The sequence below is a fragment of the Streptomyces sp. NBC_00104 genome (assembly GCF_045160825.1).
Lineage (GTDB): Bacteria > Actinomycetota > Actinomycetes > Streptomycetales > Streptomycetaceae > Streptomyces.
This window is the reverse complement of record NZ_CP108215.1, coordinates 5,148,973-5,164,297: the sequence shown is the minus strand read 5'-3', so window position 1 is coordinate 5,164,297 and position 15,325 is coordinate 5,148,973. Positions and strand designations below refer to the sequence as shown.

General features: G+C 71.9%; 14 protein-coding genes and 1 pseudogene. 10 read left to right on the top strand and 5 right to left on the bottom strand.

Annotation, left to right across the window (positions count from 1 at the left end):
- Positions 1-249 precede the first annotated feature (249 nt).
- Positions 250-3,627, top strand: coding sequence for an FAD-binding and (Fe-S)-binding domain-containing protein (locus OG272_RS22645; protein WP_405894638.1), 3,378 nt, complete (start codon positions 250-252; stop codon positions 3,625-3,627).
- A 65-nt stretch (positions 3,628-3,692) separates the two neighbouring features.
- On the opposite strand, the gene OG272_RS22640 is transcribed toward OG272_RS22645, so the two are convergent.
- Complete coding sequence (locus OG272_RS22640; RefSeq protein ID WP_327729072.1) at positions 3,693-4,055, bottom strand: DUF952 domain-containing protein; 363 nt, start codon at positions 4,053-4,055, stop codon at positions 3,693-3,695.
- Positions 4,056-4,361: 306 nt separating this feature from the next.
- On the opposite strand from OG272_RS22640, the gene OG272_RS22635 reads away from it, so the two are divergent.
- A complete protein-coding gene (locus OG272_RS22635) occupies positions 4,362-5,333 on the top strand; it encodes an ABC transporter ATP-binding protein (RefSeq protein WP_327729073.1) in 972 nt (323 codons plus the stop codon).
- Positions 5,330-6,181 (top strand): ABC transporter permease, encoded by an 852-nt coding sequence (locus tag OG272_RS22630; protein ID WP_327729074.1) that lies wholly within the window; start codon positions 5,330-5,332, stop codon positions 6,179-6,181. Before OG272_RS22635 ends, OG272_RS22630 begins: the two co-directional genes overlap by 4 nt.
- Before the next feature lie 32 nt (positions 6,182-6,213).
- Here the strand turns inward: OG272_RS22630 and OG272_RS22625 are convergent.
- The 3 genes and pseudogenes from OG272_RS22625 to OG272_RS22615 all read right to left on the bottom strand — a co-directional run.
- A pseudogene (locus tag OG272_RS22625) lies at positions 6,214-6,521 on the bottom strand (IS630 family transposase); the annotation flags it as partial.
- A 64-nt stretch (positions 6,522-6,585) separates the two neighbouring features.
- Positions 6,586-6,903: a hypothetical protein gene (locus tag OG272_RS22620; RefSeq protein WP_328223415.1), complete on the bottom strand. Its 318-nt coding sequence runs from the start codon at positions 6,901-6,903 to the stop codon at positions 6,586-6,588.
- Positions 6,903-7,211, bottom strand: a complete 309-nt coding sequence (locus tag OG272_RS22615; protein WP_327729075.1) for a hypothetical protein — start codon at positions 7,209-7,211, stop codon at positions 6,903-6,905. The genes OG272_RS22620 and OG272_RS22615 overlap by 1 nt, the downstream gene beginning before the upstream one ends.
- Positions 7,212-7,353: 142 nt before the next feature.
- On the opposite strand from OG272_RS22615, the gene OG272_RS22610 reads away from it, so the two are divergent.
- The 4 genes from OG272_RS22610 (at position 7,354) to OG272_RS22595 (ending at position 9,769) form a co-directional block, all read left to right on the top strand.
- Positions 7,354-7,617 (top strand): GntR family transcriptional regulator, encoded by a 264-nt coding sequence (locus OG272_RS22610; protein ID WP_326581948.1) that lies wholly within the window; start codon positions 7,354-7,356, stop codon positions 7,615-7,617.
- Between the two features lie 54 nt (positions 7,618-7,671).
- Positions 7,672-8,226: a UTRA domain-containing protein gene (locus OG272_RS22605; RefSeq protein WP_328223414.1), complete on the top strand. Its 555-nt coding sequence runs from the start codon at positions 7,672-7,674 to the stop codon at positions 8,224-8,226.
- Complete coding sequence (locus OG272_RS22600; protein WP_328223413.1) at positions 8,223-9,002, top strand: GntR family transcriptional regulator; 780 nt, start codon at positions 8,223-8,225, stop codon at positions 9,000-9,002. The genes OG272_RS22605 and OG272_RS22600 overlap by 4 nt, the downstream gene beginning before the upstream one ends.
- A gap of 170 nt (positions 9,003-9,172) precedes the next feature.
- On the top strand, positions 9,173-9,769 hold the full coding sequence (locus OG272_RS22595; protein WP_327729078.1) for a hypothetical protein: 597 nt from the start codon (positions 9,173-9,175) through the stop codon (positions 9,767-9,769).
- 78 nt (positions 9,770-9,847) lie between these two features.
- Here OG272_RS22595 and OG272_RS22590 read toward each other — a convergent pair whose 3' ends face one another.
- A complete protein-coding gene (locus OG272_RS22590) occupies positions 9,848-10,801 on the bottom strand; it encodes an EamA family transporter (protein ID WP_405894637.1) in 954 nt (317 codons plus the stop codon).
- A gap of 252 nt (positions 10,802-11,053) precedes the next feature.
- On the opposite strand from OG272_RS22590, the gene OG272_RS22585 reads away from it, so the two are divergent.
- The 3 genes from OG272_RS22585 to OG272_RS22575 are packed head-to-tail and all read left to right on the top strand — an operon-like array spanning position 11,054 to position 15,293.
- Positions 11,054-11,950 carry a TIGR03084 family metal-binding protein gene (locus OG272_RS22585; RefSeq protein WP_405894635.1) on the top strand — a complete coding sequence of 299 codons (897 nt, stop codon included), beginning with the start codon at positions 11,054-11,056 and terminating at the stop codon, positions 11,948-11,950.
- On the top strand, positions 11,947-13,698 hold the full coding sequence (locus tag OG272_RS22580) for an acyclic terpene utilization AtuA family protein (RefSeq protein ID WP_405894634.1): 1,752 nt from the start codon (positions 11,947-11,949) through the stop codon (positions 13,696-13,698). The genes OG272_RS22585 and OG272_RS22580 overlap by 4 nt, the downstream gene beginning before the upstream one ends.
- Positions 13,695-15,293, top strand: coding sequence for a carboxyl transferase domain-containing protein (locus OG272_RS22575; RefSeq protein ID WP_327729082.1), 1,599 nt, complete (start codon positions 13,695-13,697; stop codon positions 15,291-15,293). The genes OG272_RS22580 and OG272_RS22575 overlap by 4 nt, the downstream gene beginning before the upstream one ends.
- Positions 15,294-15,325: the final 32 nt, after the last annotated feature.

Below are 15,325 nucleotides of genomic sequence, written 5' to 3'. Positions count from 1 at the left end.
CTCGGTCGGTTCTGAACTCGGTAACTCAGTCGGTTCCTGGAGGCGGTAACTCGGTCGGTCCCTGAACGAGAAGCGACGTCTGGTGCTCAATTGGCCGTCACTATATGGGAGTTCGTGACGGTGGTTGGCCGGTTTCCGGTTAGCTCTCCGGAATCCGGCCAACCTGCCCGGTGGGCGGCGCGCCGCCTGGCCACCGGCCACCCCGTCACCTCACGGTCACTGTCAGTGGTCGGGTGCATCCTGGGACGCATGACGGAACTCGGGGGTACGACGGGCCGGGGGGACACGAGCGCGCGGGACGCGGCAGGTGGTGCGGTAGGTGACGCGGACACGGCGAAGCTGCGGGGCGCGCTGTCGGACGCGCTGCGGGCGGCGGGCGTGCGCGGCGAGGCCGCCTTCGACGTGACCGCCCGCGCGCTGACGACGATGGACGCCTCCAACTACCGGCGCGTGCCGCTGGGCGTGGTCGCGCCCCGGGACGCGGACGACGTGGCGGCCGTCCTGTCCGTGTGCCGGGAACACGGCGTCCCGGTCGTGGCACGCGGAGGCGGCACGTCGATCGCCGGGCAGGCCACCGGCACGGGCGTCGTCCTGGACTTCACCCGCCACATGAACCGGCTCGTCTCCCTCGACCTCGAGGCGCGTACGGCGGTCGTCCAGCCCGGCCTCGTCCTGGACCGCCTCCAGGAGGCCGCCGCCCCGCACCACCTGCGCTTCGGCCCCGACCCGTCCACCCACAGCCGCTGCACCCTCGGCGGCATGATCGGCAACAACTCCTGCGGCTCGCACTCGGTCGCCTGGGGCACGACGGCCGACAGCGTGCGCGAACTGTCCGTGCTCGACGGGAGAGGCCACGCGCTGCGGCCCGGGCAGGGCTGGTCCGGGGCGCCGGACGGCCTCCGCCCCCTGGTGGAGCGGGAGTTGGCCCGCCTGCGCACCGGCTTCCCCGACCTCCCCCGCCGCATCTCGGGGTACGCCCTCGACGCCCTCCTCCCGGAGAACGGCGCGGATGTGGCCCGCTCCTTCTGCGGCTCCGAGGGCACGCTCGGGGTGCTCACGGAAGCGGTCGTCCGCCTCGTCGAGGCCCCACGCGCGCGTGCCCTCGCCGTCCTGGCGTACGCCGACGAGAGCGCGGCGGCCGAGGCGGCCCCTGGTCTGCTGCCGCACGGCCCGCTCACGGTGGAGGGCATGGCCGCGGACCTCGTGCCGCCCGGCGCGGTCGGCCTCCCGGCGGGCGGGGCCTGGCTGTTCGTGGAGACGGGCGGCGACACGGCCGCCGAGGCGCGGGCGCACGCCGGCGCGCTCGTCCGCGCGGCGGAGGCCGACGGCGCGCTCGTGGATTCCCTCGTGGTGACGGACGCCGCCGGCCAGCGCGCGCTGTGGCGCATCCGGGAGGACGCGAGCGGTACGGCGACCCGGATGCCCGACGGCAGCGAGGCCTGGCCCGGCTGGGAGGACTGCGCGGTACCGCCCGCCCGACTCGGCGCGTACCTCCGCGACTTCCGGGGTCTGCTGCGCGCCCACGACCTGCGCGGCACGCCCTACGGCCACTTCGGCGACGGCTGCATCCACGTCCGCATCGACTTCGACCTGCTGACACCGACGGGCATCGCCCGCTTCCGCCGCTTCTCCGAGGAACTGGCCGAACTGGTCACCTCGCACGGCGGCTCCCTCTCCGGCGAACACGGCGACGGCCAGGCCCGCGCCGAACTCCTGCCGACGATGTACGGCACCGCGATGGTCCGGCTGTTCGAGCAGGTCAAGGGCGTCTGGGACCCGGACGACCTCCTGAACCCCGGCATGCTCGTCCGCCCCGCGCCGCTGGACTCGAACCTGCGCTTCGCGGTCCTCCCGCGTACGCCCGTGCCGGTGGAGTTCGCGTACCCGGACGACGGCGGGGACTTCTCGGCGGCGGTTCGGCGCTGCGTGGGCGTCGCGAAGTGCCGTACGACCGAGGTGACTCCGGCGTCCGGAGCCGTCATGTGCCCCTCCTTCCGTGCCACGGGCGAGGAGGAGCACTCCACCCGGGGCCGGGCCCGCCTCCTGCACGAGATGCTGGCCGGCGAGGTGGTCACCGACGGCTGGCGCTCGCCCGAGGTGCGGGACGCCCTCGACCTCTGCCTCTCCTGCAAGGGCTGCCGCTCCGACTGCCCGGTCGGCGTCGACATGGCCACGTACAAGGCGGAGTTCCTCCACCACCACTACACCGGCCGCCGCCGCCCGGCCGCCCACTACGCGATGGGGTGGCTGCCGCTGTGGCTCCGCCTGGTCGCCCGTACGCGCACGGCAGGACTCGTCAACTTCCTCGCCGGTGTGCGCCCTTTGGCGGGGGTGGCGAAACGGTTGGGCGGGATCGCGGGGGAGCGGGAGCTGCCTCGGCTGGCGAGGGTGCCGTTCACGCGGTGGTACGAGGGGATGCTCAGGGAGCGGGCGAAGCGGGAGGAGGCGGCGGCCGTGGCTGAGGTGAAAGCGGTGGCCGAGGCGGAGGAGGGGGCGGGCATCGACGGGGACTCCGAGCGCGTCGGCGATGTCGAGGGCGTGGGTGATTCCGAGGGGGAGGGCGCTCTCGCGGACCTCGGCGAGGACGGGGACGGCGGGGACGGCGGGGACGGCGGGGACGACAGGGACGACGAGGATGACAGGGACGACGAGGACGACGAGGGCGACGACGACGGCGGCGAGGGCGACGACGGCGGCGATGATGAGACGTACGAGGCGCCCACGACCGTGCTCCTGTGGACGGACACCTTCACGGAGTACCTCTCGCCGTCCGTGGGACAGGCGGCGCTACGGGTGCTGGAGGCGGCCGGGCTGCACGTGATCGTGCCGCCGACGCTGTGGATGAAGCGGAAGCCGGCCTGGGCGCGGAGGGCCGAGGCGGGCGAGGAGGTCGCCCTCACCCAGCTGAGGCTGACCCGGGCCCTGTTCGCGATGCGGCAGGGCCGGGTCTGCTGCGGTCTGACGTACATCTCGACGGGCCAGCTCGACCGGGCCCGCGCGGTGCTGCGCCGCACGCTCGACATCCTCGACGTGTTCCTGAACCCCGTCCCGCAGCGGCCGCCGGCCGAGGACCCGGACCTCGCCCCACCTCCCCTCCCCGTCGTCGTCCTCGAACCGAGCTGCGCGGCGACGCTCCGCACCGACCTCCCCGAACTCCTTCCCGACGACCCGAGGGCCCACCGACTCGCCGCCTCTGTCATCACCTTCGCCGAAGCACTCGAACGCCACGCCCCGCACTGGACCCCGCCCGCCGTCGACCGCCCGGTCGTCGGCCAGACCCACTGCCACCAGCACGCGGTACTGGGCGACGCCCCCGACCGCCGCCTCCGCGCCGCCGCCGGACTCACCGGCGACCTCAGCGGTGGCTGCTGCGGCCTCGCCGGCAACTTCGGCTTCGAGAAGGGCCACTACGACGTCTCCGCCGCCTGCGCGGAGGACCAACTCCTCCCGGCCGTACGGCAGGCGGCCGACGACGCGCTCGTCCTGGCGGACGGCTTCTCCTGCCGGACCCAGCTGGAGCAGCTGGCGGGGAGGCGGGGGGCGCACCTGGCCGAGGTGCTGGCGGAGGGACTGGAGCGGGCCGAGGGGGTGGTGAGGGAGGAGCCGTCTGACGAGCCCTCCCGGTGACCGCTTCGAAGAAGGTCCGGAAACGGGCGCTTCGGTGCTGGTTTTGCGGAACGGGCGTCGCCTGCTCAGTGGTCCGCCCCGAGCCCCGCCGCCCGGCCCTCCTCGTCCCACCGGATCTCCAGGACCCGCACGACGGCGTCACGGTCGAGGGGCCCGAACACATGGGGGAACAGCACGTCCGCCCCGACTCCCGGAGGCGGAGCGGGAGCGGCCGCCTCGAACTCCACCCTGGCCTGCAGCCGCTCCTCGTCGATGACCAGCACGTGCAACGGCCTCGGCGCGTCCCGGTAGAAGGCGTTGACGACGGCCAGAGTCGTCGCCTCATCCGGAGAACAGTGGACGAAACCGTCCTCCGGGAGCGACGCGGGGGCGTACGGCCGCTCGGGTCGGGCGTTCCAGGCATCAAGGGATACGACGTGGTAGATCACAGGCTGTTTATACAGCCTGCTCGTACAGCAGCGCCCGACGGCCGCGACGGCGGGCGCCCGGCCACCGACCTTGATCGATTCAGGGCCGCCGCCTCATGCTCTGACCGGGAACCTTCGCCGGGTCGGTGGACCAGGATGAGATACCTGAGCCGTTCGGTAATGTGTTCGTCCGGGAGGGCCCGAACGGCTGCTGCCAGGTGGCAACGGCAGCAACAGCCGGAGACACGTCCCATGACCACGGACGTCGGCACGGCCTCCGGCCCCTGATCCCACAGGACGGACCACGAGACGGACGGGGGAGCACAGATGACGACCGCTCACGGCTTATCCGGGGTTGGGAGCAGCCCACCGCCAGAGAGCGACACGGTCATCGACGTACGGGATCTGCGGATGCGCTACCGCAGCCAGGACGTGTTGAAGGGTGTCGGCTTCACGGCCCGGCGCGGCGAAGTCGTCCTGCTGCTCGGCCCGAACGGCGCGGGCAAGACGACCACGATCGAGGTCCTGGAAGGCTTCCGGATGCGCTCGGCCGGTGACGTGACCGTCCTCGGCGCTGATCCGGCTGGCGGGGACGAGCGGTGGCGTGCGCGCCTGGGCATCGTGTTGCAGTCCTGGCGTGACCACGGCAAGTGGCGGGTGCGGGAACTGCTCAACCACCTTGGCTCGTACTACGCGCCGTACTCCACGGCCCTCGTACGGCGGCCGTGGGACGTTGACGAGCTCCTCGCCGCCGTGGGGCTGACCGAGCAGGCGGACAAGCGGGTCGGAACTCTGTCCGGCGGGCAGCGCAGGCGTTTCGACGTGGCCGTCGGCATCGTAGGCAGGCCTGAGGTGTTGTTTCTGGACGAGCCGACGGCGGGTCTGGACCCGGAGGCGAGGAACGAGTTCCACGGCCTGGTACGCGGGCTGGCGGACGAGAACACCACTGTTCTGCTGACCACGCACGACCTTGCCGAGGCGGAGAGGCTCGCCGACCGGATCCTGATTCTGGCCGGCGGCCGGATCGTGGCCGATGGGTCGGCCGAGGAGCTGTCGCGGCAGGCATCGGCCGAGGCCACTGTGCGCTGGACGCGGGACGGGCGGCCCTTCGAGGAGGCGACGGCCGAGCCCACCCGGTTCGTCCGTCGGCTGTTCGAGGAGCACGGCGAGACGATCGGCGGGCTGGAGGTGCGCCGGGCGAGCCTGGAGGACACCTACTTGACGATGGTGCGGGAGATCGAGGCGGGGAACGCTCCCGCTGAGCGGGCGGTGCACGCTTTCGGGGAGGGATCGCGATGAGTCCGCTGTGGTACGCGGCGGGAGTGGGAGTGCGGCGCGGCTGGACCGAACTCCGGCAGACCCTCACCACCGGCCAGGACGTGTTCGGCTACGTACTCTGGACGGTCATGCTCCTCGTGCCTCTGTTCCTGCTCAAGGACGACCCGCTGAAGGGCGCCGGCATCTCGACCGGCGCGTTCATGCTGCCGAGCATGATGGGCATGACGCTCGCGTTCACCGGCATGATGACCACGGCACAGCTGCTCGCGACCGAACGCGAGGACGGCACCCTGCTGCGGGCCAAGGCCGTGCCGCACGGCATGGTCGGCCACTTGGTCGGCAAGATCATCATGGTGTCGGGCACGGCTCTACTCTCCATGGCCCTTCCCTTCGCCGTCGGCATGTTCCTGGTGGACGGGGTGGCCCGGCAGGGCGGCGGAGCGCTGCTGACGCTGGTGTGGGTGATGCCGCTGGGTCTCCTGGCGACCCTGCCGATCGGCGCCGTCATCGGCTCACTGGTCAGCAGTCCGCGCACCGTCGGCTTGCTGATGCTCCCGGTGATGGGACTCATCGTGATCTCCGGGATCTACTTCCCCCTGTCCGAGCTGCCCCAGTGGCTGCAGACCGTCGGGCAGATCTTCCCCGTGTACTGGCTCGGCCTCGGTCTCCGCTCGGCGCTGCTGCCGGCCGATGCGGTCGCCGCCGAGATCGGCGAGTCCTGGCGGCACCTGGAGACAGCGGGCGTGCTGGGCGCCTGGGCAGTCGCCGGGCTGCTCCTCGCACCATCCGTCCTGCGCAGGATGGCCCGCCGCGAGTCCGGGGCCGCGATGGCGGAACGGCACCGGAAGGCGATGCAGCGGGTCGGTTAGTGATGTGCCGGGGATGCCAACCCGGCTCCTGGTCAGGCCGCGTTGGGCAGAGGGCGTCCGCCCCAGCGGACGCCCTTCTCGCTGCGGATGCGGGCGCGTTCCTTGCGCTGGGCGGCGAGCACGTCGGGGTGGCGGGCGTTCGCGTTGCGCCAGCGCAGGTAGCGGTGCGAGGCCCGGGTCTGCGCCGTGTGGTCCGGATCGTTGGAGTTGGTCAGGGTGAACTGCCGCAGCGGGCCGAAGTGCGCCTCGATGGGTTGGCCCAGGAGGCGTAGGTCGGGGTGAAGCTCGGCTCGACCTTGTTCTTCTTCGCCCAGCGGCGGATGTCCGCGCCGGTGTGGGCGAAACAGGGGCCCCGCCGTTCGAGGGCGGCAGGAACGGGCCCGCCGTCCTCACCCCTCCTGTCCTCAGTTGAGCCGCCGCAACCGCCGACCACGACTCTCGGCGACCCGGAGTGCGTCGCCGAGGGCCTCGGCCAACCGCTCGGCCAGAAAACGGAGTTCGCCGCGAGGGGTGTCCGGGAGCAGGTTCTGGGCGTGGGCGAGGAGTTCCGTGCCCATGCCGAGCTGGATGGATTCGGTGCTGTCGGCGAGACGGGAGATCGGTCCGCCTTGGTCGTCGGTGATGAGGTAACAGGGCTTGCCTTCGAGGCCGGCCCAGGGCAGCAGGCGTACGTCTGCTCTCGGTTCGAACGCCTCGGCTTCGGGCTCTGCTTCTGCTTCCATCACGCGACCTCCGTTTCGCGGATCCAGTACGGGCCAGGCACGTCGAATCCCATGGCCGCCATGACCACTTCTCGGTGTCGCTGCCATTGCTCGTGGGCGGCGACGTACGGGCGCACGGCGATGGTGGCGGCGCCGTCGATGGGGGTGTCGAGGCCGTATGGGCTGCGGTGGGCGGGGAGCGAGGCGTCCAGCGCAGGGGGTGGGGCGGTCGGTGCGAGACGTTGGCTGAGGGCGGAGGCTCGATGCCTGCCGCGCGGCCTGGGGAACAAGCCCACCCAGGTGAGAAGGCGACCGATAAGGTCGGACATGTCATTGGCTCCGTTCACAGTTCGCTGATGACCGCGCCCCCGGACGGCTCCACCCGTCGCGGGGGTTTTCTGCACTGCCTTCGCGGTCTACCGCAGTCTACTGCGGTCGCGCGGTCTACCGCAGAGTTTTAGCGTCCACCGCATGAGTACCGAGCTCGACCGCACCCGACCCGTCTGGCGGCAGGTCGCCGCAGCCATAGGGGCCCGTATCGTCAGTGGCGAGTACCCGGTGGGCGCCCGCGTGCCGTCCGTCGTCGAACTGGCCGCCGAGTTCGGCATCGCGACCTCGACGGCGCAGAAGGCGCTGGCCCACCTGAAGGCGGAGGGCTTGATCCGAGCCGAGGTCGGTCTCGGGTCTTTCGTCGCCGAGCGGTCGGAGGGGTCCCCGGAGCAGCGGGAGGCATAGTCCCGGACTGAGTGCGGCAGGGTTCGCAGAGAAGTCGGTCGTCCGGGAGGCTCCGTGAGCGCGAACAGCTGGGTCAGCACCTCGATGCCGTATCTGACGCCGCGGGAGAAGGGGCAGGGCGATGCCTGGGGCGCGGACGCGGCGGCCCAGGGGCGCCGGGGCACCCAGCGGATTCTGTACGCCGGTGAGGTGGCGGCGCCCGCCGAGGTTGCGGGGCTGTTCGGGCTGGCCGAGGGTGAGCCGGTCGTCGTACGCCGCCGCCTGATCCTCCTCGACGACCAGCCGAACGAACTGACCGACACCTACTATCCGGTCGGCATCGCCCGCGGCACCCGTCTCGCCGGAACCGCCAAGATTCCCGGCGGTGCGGTCACGTTGCTCGCCCAACTGGGCCATGTCGCCAGCCTCGTTCGCGAGGACGTGACAGCCGACCTCCCGGACGACGAGGAGCGGGAGACCCTCCGGACCGCGCCGGGAGAACCGGTGCTCCGGCTGACCAGGGTCACCCTCGACCGCGACGACCGCCCGATCCAGGTCGACCGCATGGTGATGCCGGCGAGGCGCCAGCGACTGCGCTACGAGATCGCGATCGACAACGGAGTCGGATGACGATGCCCAAGGCCGAACCCGACGCCTCCGACCGCCGCTCCTTCCATGAGCGCATCGCGGCCGACCTGCGCGACGACATCATGAGCGGCGAACTCCCGCCCGGATCCAAGCTGCCCTCCACCACCCACCTCAAGACCCGCTTCGACGCCTCGAACGCCACCGTGCAGAAGGCACTCCAACTCCTCAAGGGCGAGGGCCTGGTGGTGGGGCGGGCCGGAGCCGCGGTCACCGTCCGGGAACACCGCCAGCGCACGATGCGGCCCGCCGCATTCATGGCACCTGCGGTGCCCGGGGAGCCCTACCGCTGGCTCACCGAAGCGGCCAAGCACGGCACGAGTGCCCGCAGTGACTTGCTGGATGTGGTCGAGTGCCGTCCGCCCGCCGACATCCGTGCGGCCCTCGGTCTACCTGAGGGCGGCTTGGCGCTGCTCCGCTGCCAGCTGCTCCTCATCGACGACGAGCCCGCTGAACTTGTGCGGTCGTACTACCCGTTGGACATCGTCCGAGATACGGCGATGATGGATCGTCGCAAGATCAGGGGCGGCACTCCCACCCTTCTCGCGGACCTGGGTTATCCACCCCGGCGCAGTGTGGACCGCGTCTCCGCGAGGATTCCCACCCAGGACCAGTACCAGGCGCTGAACCTTCCCGGCAGCCTGCCAGTGCTGCGTACCCTTCGCGTCGTCTACAGCGACGATGAACGTCCCATCGAGGCGACGGTCATGGTGAAGGCGGGCCATCTCTACGAGTTGGAGTACGAGTTCACGCCTGAGTGACCTGTACGACCCATGGGCCACGGACCCCAGGCTCACCGCTGTGGCGGTCCGGTGGGTGAAGTGTGAAGGGCTTTGGTCGGCGTTGCCTACTGGCCAGTCGTGTTTTAGGCATGGGATCAAGAACTTCAGATCTCAAGTAATACATAAGTGAAAGGGATGGCCTCCGCCTCATGACACCCCCCACCCCGAGGCCCAGGAACCTGCTGCGCGGCGCGCTCGCCGTCATCGCCGCCGGGCTCGCCGCCGTGGTTCCGCTGGCGGGAACGGCTGCCGCGACTCCGTTGACCGGCAAGGCCCAGCGGACCGTCACCACCGCCGACGGCGACACCTTCCGGCTGCGGCTGAAAGCCGGCCCCGTCGTCCTGCCCGCCACCGGCGGCACCGTCAACGTCAAGGGCGCCGGATACAACCGCGCGCAGGGCATCTTCCTCGCCTTCTGCGTGATCCCGGACGGAGTCAGGGTCGGCGACCCCTCGACGTACACCACACTCCCCGGCCCCTGTCTGCCCGGCCGTGACGCGCAGGACGGGTCGTCGCGCCGGATCACCGACACGGGGACGGGGACGCCGGGCATCACCCTCCCGTACGAGAAGGGCGGCAGGTTCCGTACGACGCTGAACCTCCGGCCCGAGATCGCGGACGGCAAGGTGTGCGGCGAGACCGTACGCTGCGCCATCGTCACCCGCGCCGACTTCACGGCGACGAACGAGCGGCTGTACGACCAGTACATCCCGGTCCACTTCGTGCCGGGCGGCGTGGTGAGCTGACGCGATCACGGGCAGGGGCCCGGGGCGAGGTCCGGACTGTCCTCGCCCCGGTCGCTCCGGTCGCCCCGGTCGCCCCGATTACCCCGGAACCTCCATCTTCCCCCGCCCCGCCTGCGTCCGCACCGCCCCCATGCTCGCCCCGATGACCAGCGCGATCGCGAGGGCTTCGAGGGCGGAGAGGGCCTGGTCGAGGATCAGGAAGCCGGCGGTGGCGGCGATCGCGGGCTCCAGGCTCATGAGGACCGCGAAGGTGGAGGCGGGCAGGCGGCGCAGGGCGAGGAGTTCGAGGGTGTAGGGGAGGACGGAGGACAGTACGGCGACGGCGGCGCCCAGGGCGAGCGTCGTCGGGTCGACGAGCCGCGCCCCCGATTCGACGATCCCCAGCGGCAGGAACAGCACCGCCGCGACGGCCATGGCCAGCGCCAGCCCGTCGGCCTGCGGGAACCGCCTCCCCGTGCGCGCGCTGAAGACGATGTACAGGGCCCACATCAGCCCGGCGGCGAGGGCGAAGGCGACGCCGAGCGGGTCGAGGTCGGCGAAGCCTCCGCCTCCTCCGAGGAGGAACACGCCGCAGAGCGCCAGCCCGGCCCAGACCACGTTCACCGCTCGGCGGGACGCGAGGACGGAGAGCGCCAGTGGGCCGAGCACTTCCAGGGTCACGGCGAGGCCGAGGGGGATGCGGGCGAGGGCCTGGTAGAAGAGGCCGTTCATCGCGGCCATGGTGACGCCGAAGACGATCACCGTGCCCCAGTCGGTGCGCGAGTGCCCGCGCAGTCGGGGGCGGCACACCACCAGCATCACCAGCGCGGCCACCGCGAGCCGCAGCGTCACCACCCCGAGCGCCCCGGTCCGCGGCATCAGTGTCACCGCCAACGCCCCGCCGAACTGCACGGATATCCCACCGGCCAGCACCAGCCCCACCGGCCCGAGGGAACCCGGGCGACGGGGGGCGCGGGAGCCGCCGGAGGTGAGGCCGGTCGATGGCGCCGTCGCGGCGGCGGGCGCGGACTGGTCAGCGCTGGGGAGTGTCACGGGGGCCGTCCAGGAAGAGCGGGGAGCGGGGAGCGGGGAGCGGGGAGAGGGAGGGGGTGGTGGCGTGCTTCGTTCAGTATGAGGGACTGGATAGTTCAAAGCAATGGACTAAGTCAGGTCCGTAATCAATTTTGGAGCTTACGCTGGCGTCGCTGAGGTCTTGGTGGATGGCCCCGGAGGTCGCCCTCGTTTCGCCGCCAAAAAAATCCAAGCACGCTTGCTTGTTTATGATTCCGCTGCCATGCTCCCCCCATGGCCGACCCCACGCCCGTCATCGACGATCTCCGTGCCGAGAGCGAGGCACTCGACCTGCTCGTGGCCGAGCTGAGCCCGGAACGGTGGGCGCTTGCGACGCCCGCCCCCGGCTGGACCGTCGCCCACCAGATCGCCCATCTCGCCTGGACCGACCACTCCTCGGTGCTGGCGGTGACCGACCAGGACGCCTTCGCCCGTGAGGTCGAGAGCGCGCTGACCTCGCCCGGGGACTTCGTGGACAGTGGCGCGGAGGAAGGGGCCGGGAAGCCGCCCGCGCGGCTGCTCGCGGACTGGCGGGCCGGGCGCGAGGCCCTGGAGGGTGCCCTGCGCGCGGCACCCGAGGGCGCGCGGTTCCCCTGGTACGGCCCGCCCATGTCCACCGCCTCCATGGCCACCGCCCGCCTCATGGAGACCTGGGCCCACGGGCTGGACGTCGCCGACGCCCTGGGCGTCCCCCGGATCGCCCCCGGCGACCGGCTCCGGCACATCACCCGACTCGGTATCCGCACCCGTGACTTCGCCTTCGGCGTGCACGGACTCACCCCGCCCTTCGAGGAGTTCCGCGTCGAACTCACCAGCCCCGCCGGCGAGTTGTGGACCTACGGCCCCGAGGACGCGACCGACCGCGTCAGCGGCCCCGCCCTCGACTTCTGCCTCCTGGTCACCCAGCGCGCCCACCGCGCCGACCTCGCCCTCCACGCCGAGGGTTCCGACGCCGACCGCTGGCTGGACATCGCCCAGGCCTTCGCCGGCCCACCCGGGCCGGGACGCGCACCCGAGGGAGCCGAAGCGGTCGACGGCGCCGAAGCAGTCGAGGGGGCCGAAAAGGCTGCGGGAGCAGAAAAGGCCGAGGGAGTCGAAGCGGCTGCGGGAGCCAAGCGGGTCTCCCGATGACGGCGGCCCCCCTCCGCATAGGCAACGCCTCCGGCTTCTACGGCGACCGCTTCGACGCGATGCGCGAGATGCTCACCGGCGGCGAACTCGACGTCCTCACCGGCGACTACCTCGCCGAGCTGACCATGCTCATCCTCGGTCGCGACCGCCTGAAGAACCCCACCGACCGCACCGCCGGGTACGCGCGCACGTTCCTCCGCCAGCTGGAGGAGTGCCTCGGCCTCGCTCACGAGCGCGGCGTGCGGATCGTCGCCAACGCGGGCGGCCTCAACCCCGCCGGACTCGCCGACGCCGTAAGGGAGTTGGCGGACCGGCTTGGTATCCCCGTCCGCGTCGCCCATGTCGAGGGCGACGACCTCACCGCGCTCCACCCCGGCAGCCTCGCCGCCCACGCCTACCTCGGCGGCTTCGGGATCGCGGCCTGTCTGCGGGAGGGCGCCGACATCGTGGTCACCGGCCGGGTGACGGACGCGGCCCTGGTCACCGGGCCCGCTGCCGCCCACTTCGGCTGGGGCCCGGGGGAGTACGACCGCCTCGCGGGCGCCGTCGTCGCCGGGCACGTGCTGGAGTGCGGGGCCCAGGCCACCGGCGGCAACTACGCCTTCTTCCACGAGGTCCACGGGGCGCACGGGGCCCACGACCTCCACGGGGCCCGTGCGCCGGGCCCGGCCGGCCTCCGGCACCCCGGCTTCCCCCTCGCCGAACTCCACGCCGACGGAACGGCCGTCATCACCAAGCACCCCGGCACCGGCGGCCTCGTCGACGTCGGCACGGTCACCGCCCAGCTCCTCTACGAGACGGGCGGCGCCCGGTACGCGGGCCCCGACGTCACCGCCCGCCTCGACACGATCAGGCTCACCCAGGACGGCCCCGACCGCGTCCGCGTCGAGGGCGTCCGCGGCGAGGCCCCGCCCCCCACCCTCAAGGTCGGGCTCAACCGCCTCGGCGGGTTCCGCAACGAGGTCACCTTCGTCCTGACCGGCCTGGAGATCGAGCGCAAGGCCGCCCTCGTCCGCGACCAGCTGGAGACCGCCCTCGCCGCCGCCAAGTACCGCCCGGAGCACGTGGACTGGGAGCTGGCGCGGACCGACCACCCCGACGCCCGCACCGAGGAGACCGCCAGCGCCCTCCTCCGGGTCGTCGTCCGTGACCCCGACCAGAACGCCGTCGGCCGCACCCTCGGCGCAGCCGCCGTGGAGCTGGCCCTCGCGAGCTACCCCGGCTTCCACGTCCTGGCCCCACCGGGAAAGGGCGCGCCCTACGGGGTGTTCGAGGCGGCCTACGTCGACCGGGGCACCGTCCCGCACACGGCGGTCCTCCACGACGGCCGCCGGCTCCCCGTGCCCCCGGCCGACGACACCCTCGTACCGCGACCGGTCGACGAGCCGCCCCTCCCGGAGCCGCTGCCCCCCGGACCGCTGCGGCGCGCGCCCCTCGGCCTCGTCGCCGGAGCCCGCAGCGGCGACAAGGGAGGCGACGCCAACATCGGCCTCTGGGCCCGTACGGACGACGCCTGGCGGTGGCTGGCACACACCCTCACCACCGACCGCCTGCGCGAACTCCTCCCGGAGACAGCCGACCTGACCGTCGTCCGGCACGTCCTGCCCAACCTCCGCGCCCTCAACTTCGAGATCGTCGGCATCCTCGGCGAGGGCGTCGCCTCGCAAGCCCGCTTCGACCCCCAGGCCAAGGCCCTCGGCGAATGGCTGCGCTCCCGTCACCTGGACATACCGGAGAGCCTCCTTTGACTGTCCTCAGCTCCGCCCTCGACCCGGGCGCCCCCGACCACACCGCGAACCGCGAGGCCATGCTCGCCCGGCTCGCCGAAGTCGACGCCGAGCACGCGAAGGCCCTCGCGGGCGGCGGCGAGAAGTACATCGCCCGGCACCGGAAGCGTGGAAAGCTGCTCGCCCGCGAGCGCATCGAACTGCTGCTGGACCCCGACACGCCCTTCCTCGAACTGTCCCCGCTCGCCGCCTGGGGCAGCGAGTACACGGTCGGGGCCTCCCTTGTCACCGGCATCGGGACCGTCGAGGGCGTCGAGTGCCTGATCACCGCGAACGACCCGACCGTACGCGGCGGCGCGAGCAACCCGTGGAGCCTGAAGAAGGCCCTGCGGGCGAACGACATCGCGCTCGCCAACCGCCTGCCCTGCATCAGCCTGGTGGAGTCCGGCGGCGCGGACCTGCCGTCCCAGAAGGAGATCTTCATCCCCGGGGGCGCGATCTTCCGCGACCTCACCCGGCTCTCCGCCGCCGGCATCCCCACCATCGCCGTCGTCTTCGGCAACTCCACCGCCGGCGGGGCCTACATCCCCGGGATGTCCGACCACGTGATCATGGTCAAGGAGCGGGCGAAGGTGTTCCTCGGCGGGCCGCCGCTCGTGAAGATGGCCACCGGCGAGGAGAGCGACGACGAGTCGCTGGGCGGCGCCGAGATGCACGCGCGCGTGTCGGGCCTCGCGGACCACTTCGCCGTCGACGAGCAGGACGCCCTCCGCCAGGCCCGCCGTGTCGTCGCCCGCCTCAACCACCGCAAGGCGTACGCCGATCCGGCCCCGGCCGCGCCCCCGAAGTACGACCCGGAGGAACTGCTGGGGATCGTCCCCGGCGATCTGAAGGTGCCCTTCGACCCCCGCGAGGTGATCGCCCGGATCGTCGACGCCTCCGACTTCGACGAGTTCAAGCCCCTCTACGGCACCAGCCTCGCCACCGGCTGGGCGAGCCTCCACGGCTACCCGGTCGGCATCCTCGCCAACGCCCAAGGGGTCCTCTTCAGCGAGGAGTCGCAGAAGGCGGCCCAGTTCATCCAGCTCGCCAACCAGCGCGACATCCCCCTCCTCTTCCTCCACAACACCACCGGCTACATGGTCGGCAGGGAGTACGAGCAGGGCGGCATCATCAAACACGGCGCGATGATGATCAACGCGGTCGGCAATTCGAAGGTCCCCCATCTCTCCGTCCTGATGGGCGCCTCCTACGGCGCCGGTCACTACGGCATGTGCGGCCGGGCCTACGACCCCCGCTTCCTCTTCGCCTGGCCCAGCGCCAAGTCGGCGGTGATGGGCCCGCAGCAGCTGGCGGGCGTGCTCTCGATCGTCGCCCGCCAGTCGGCGGCGGCGAAGGGGCAGCCGTACGACGAGGACGCGGACGCCGCGCTGCGCGCGATGGTGGAGCAGCAGATCGAGTCCGAGTCCCTGCCGATGTTCCTGTCGGGGCGGCTCTACGACGACGGGGTCATCGACCCCCGCGACACCCGCACCGTCCTCGGCCTGTGCCTGTCCGCGATCCACACGGCGCCCTACGAGGGCGCACGCGGTGGCTTCGGCGTCTTCCGGATGTAAGGAACGTGAGGAACCACCATTGACACCAGTGA

Coding starts and splice junctions, on each gene's coding strand:
- OG272_RS22645 (WP_405894638.1), top strand. CDS start 250: ATGACGGAACTCGGGGGTACGACGGGCCGGGGGGACACGAGCGCGCGG.
- OG272_RS22635 (WP_327729073.1), top strand. CDS start 4,362: ATGACGACCGCTCACGGCTTATCCGGGGTTGGGAGCAGCCCACCGCCA.
- OG272_RS22630 (WP_327729074.1), top strand. CDS start 5,330: ATGAGTCCGCTGTGGTACGCGGCGGGAGTGGGAGTGCGGCGCGGCTGG.
- OG272_RS22620 (WP_328223415.1), bottom strand. CDS start 6,903: ATGGAAGCAGAAGCAGAGCCCGAAGCCGAGGCGTTCGAACCGAGAGCA.
- OG272_RS22615 (WP_327729075.1), bottom strand. CDS start 7,211: ATGTCCGACCTTATCGGTCGCCTTCTCACCTGGGTGGGCTTGTTCCCC.
- OG272_RS22610 (WP_326581948.1), top strand. CDS start 7,354: ATGAGTACCGAGCTCGACCGCACCCGACCCGTCTGGCGGCAGGTCGCC.
- OG272_RS22600 (WP_328223413.1), top strand. CDS start 8,223: ATGACGATGCCCAAGGCCGAACCCGACGCCTCCGACCGCCGCTCCTTC.
- OG272_RS22595 (WP_327729078.1), top strand. CDS start 9,173: ATGACACCCCCCACCCCGAGGCCCAGGAACCTGCTGCGCGGCGCGCTC.
- OG272_RS22585 (WP_405894635.1), top strand. CDS start 11,054: ATGGCCGACCCCACGCCCGTCATCGACGATCTCCGTGCCGAGAGCGAG.
- OG272_RS22580 (WP_405894634.1), top strand. CDS start 11,947: ATGACGGCGGCCCCCCTCCGCATAGGCAACGCCTCCGGCTTCTACGGC.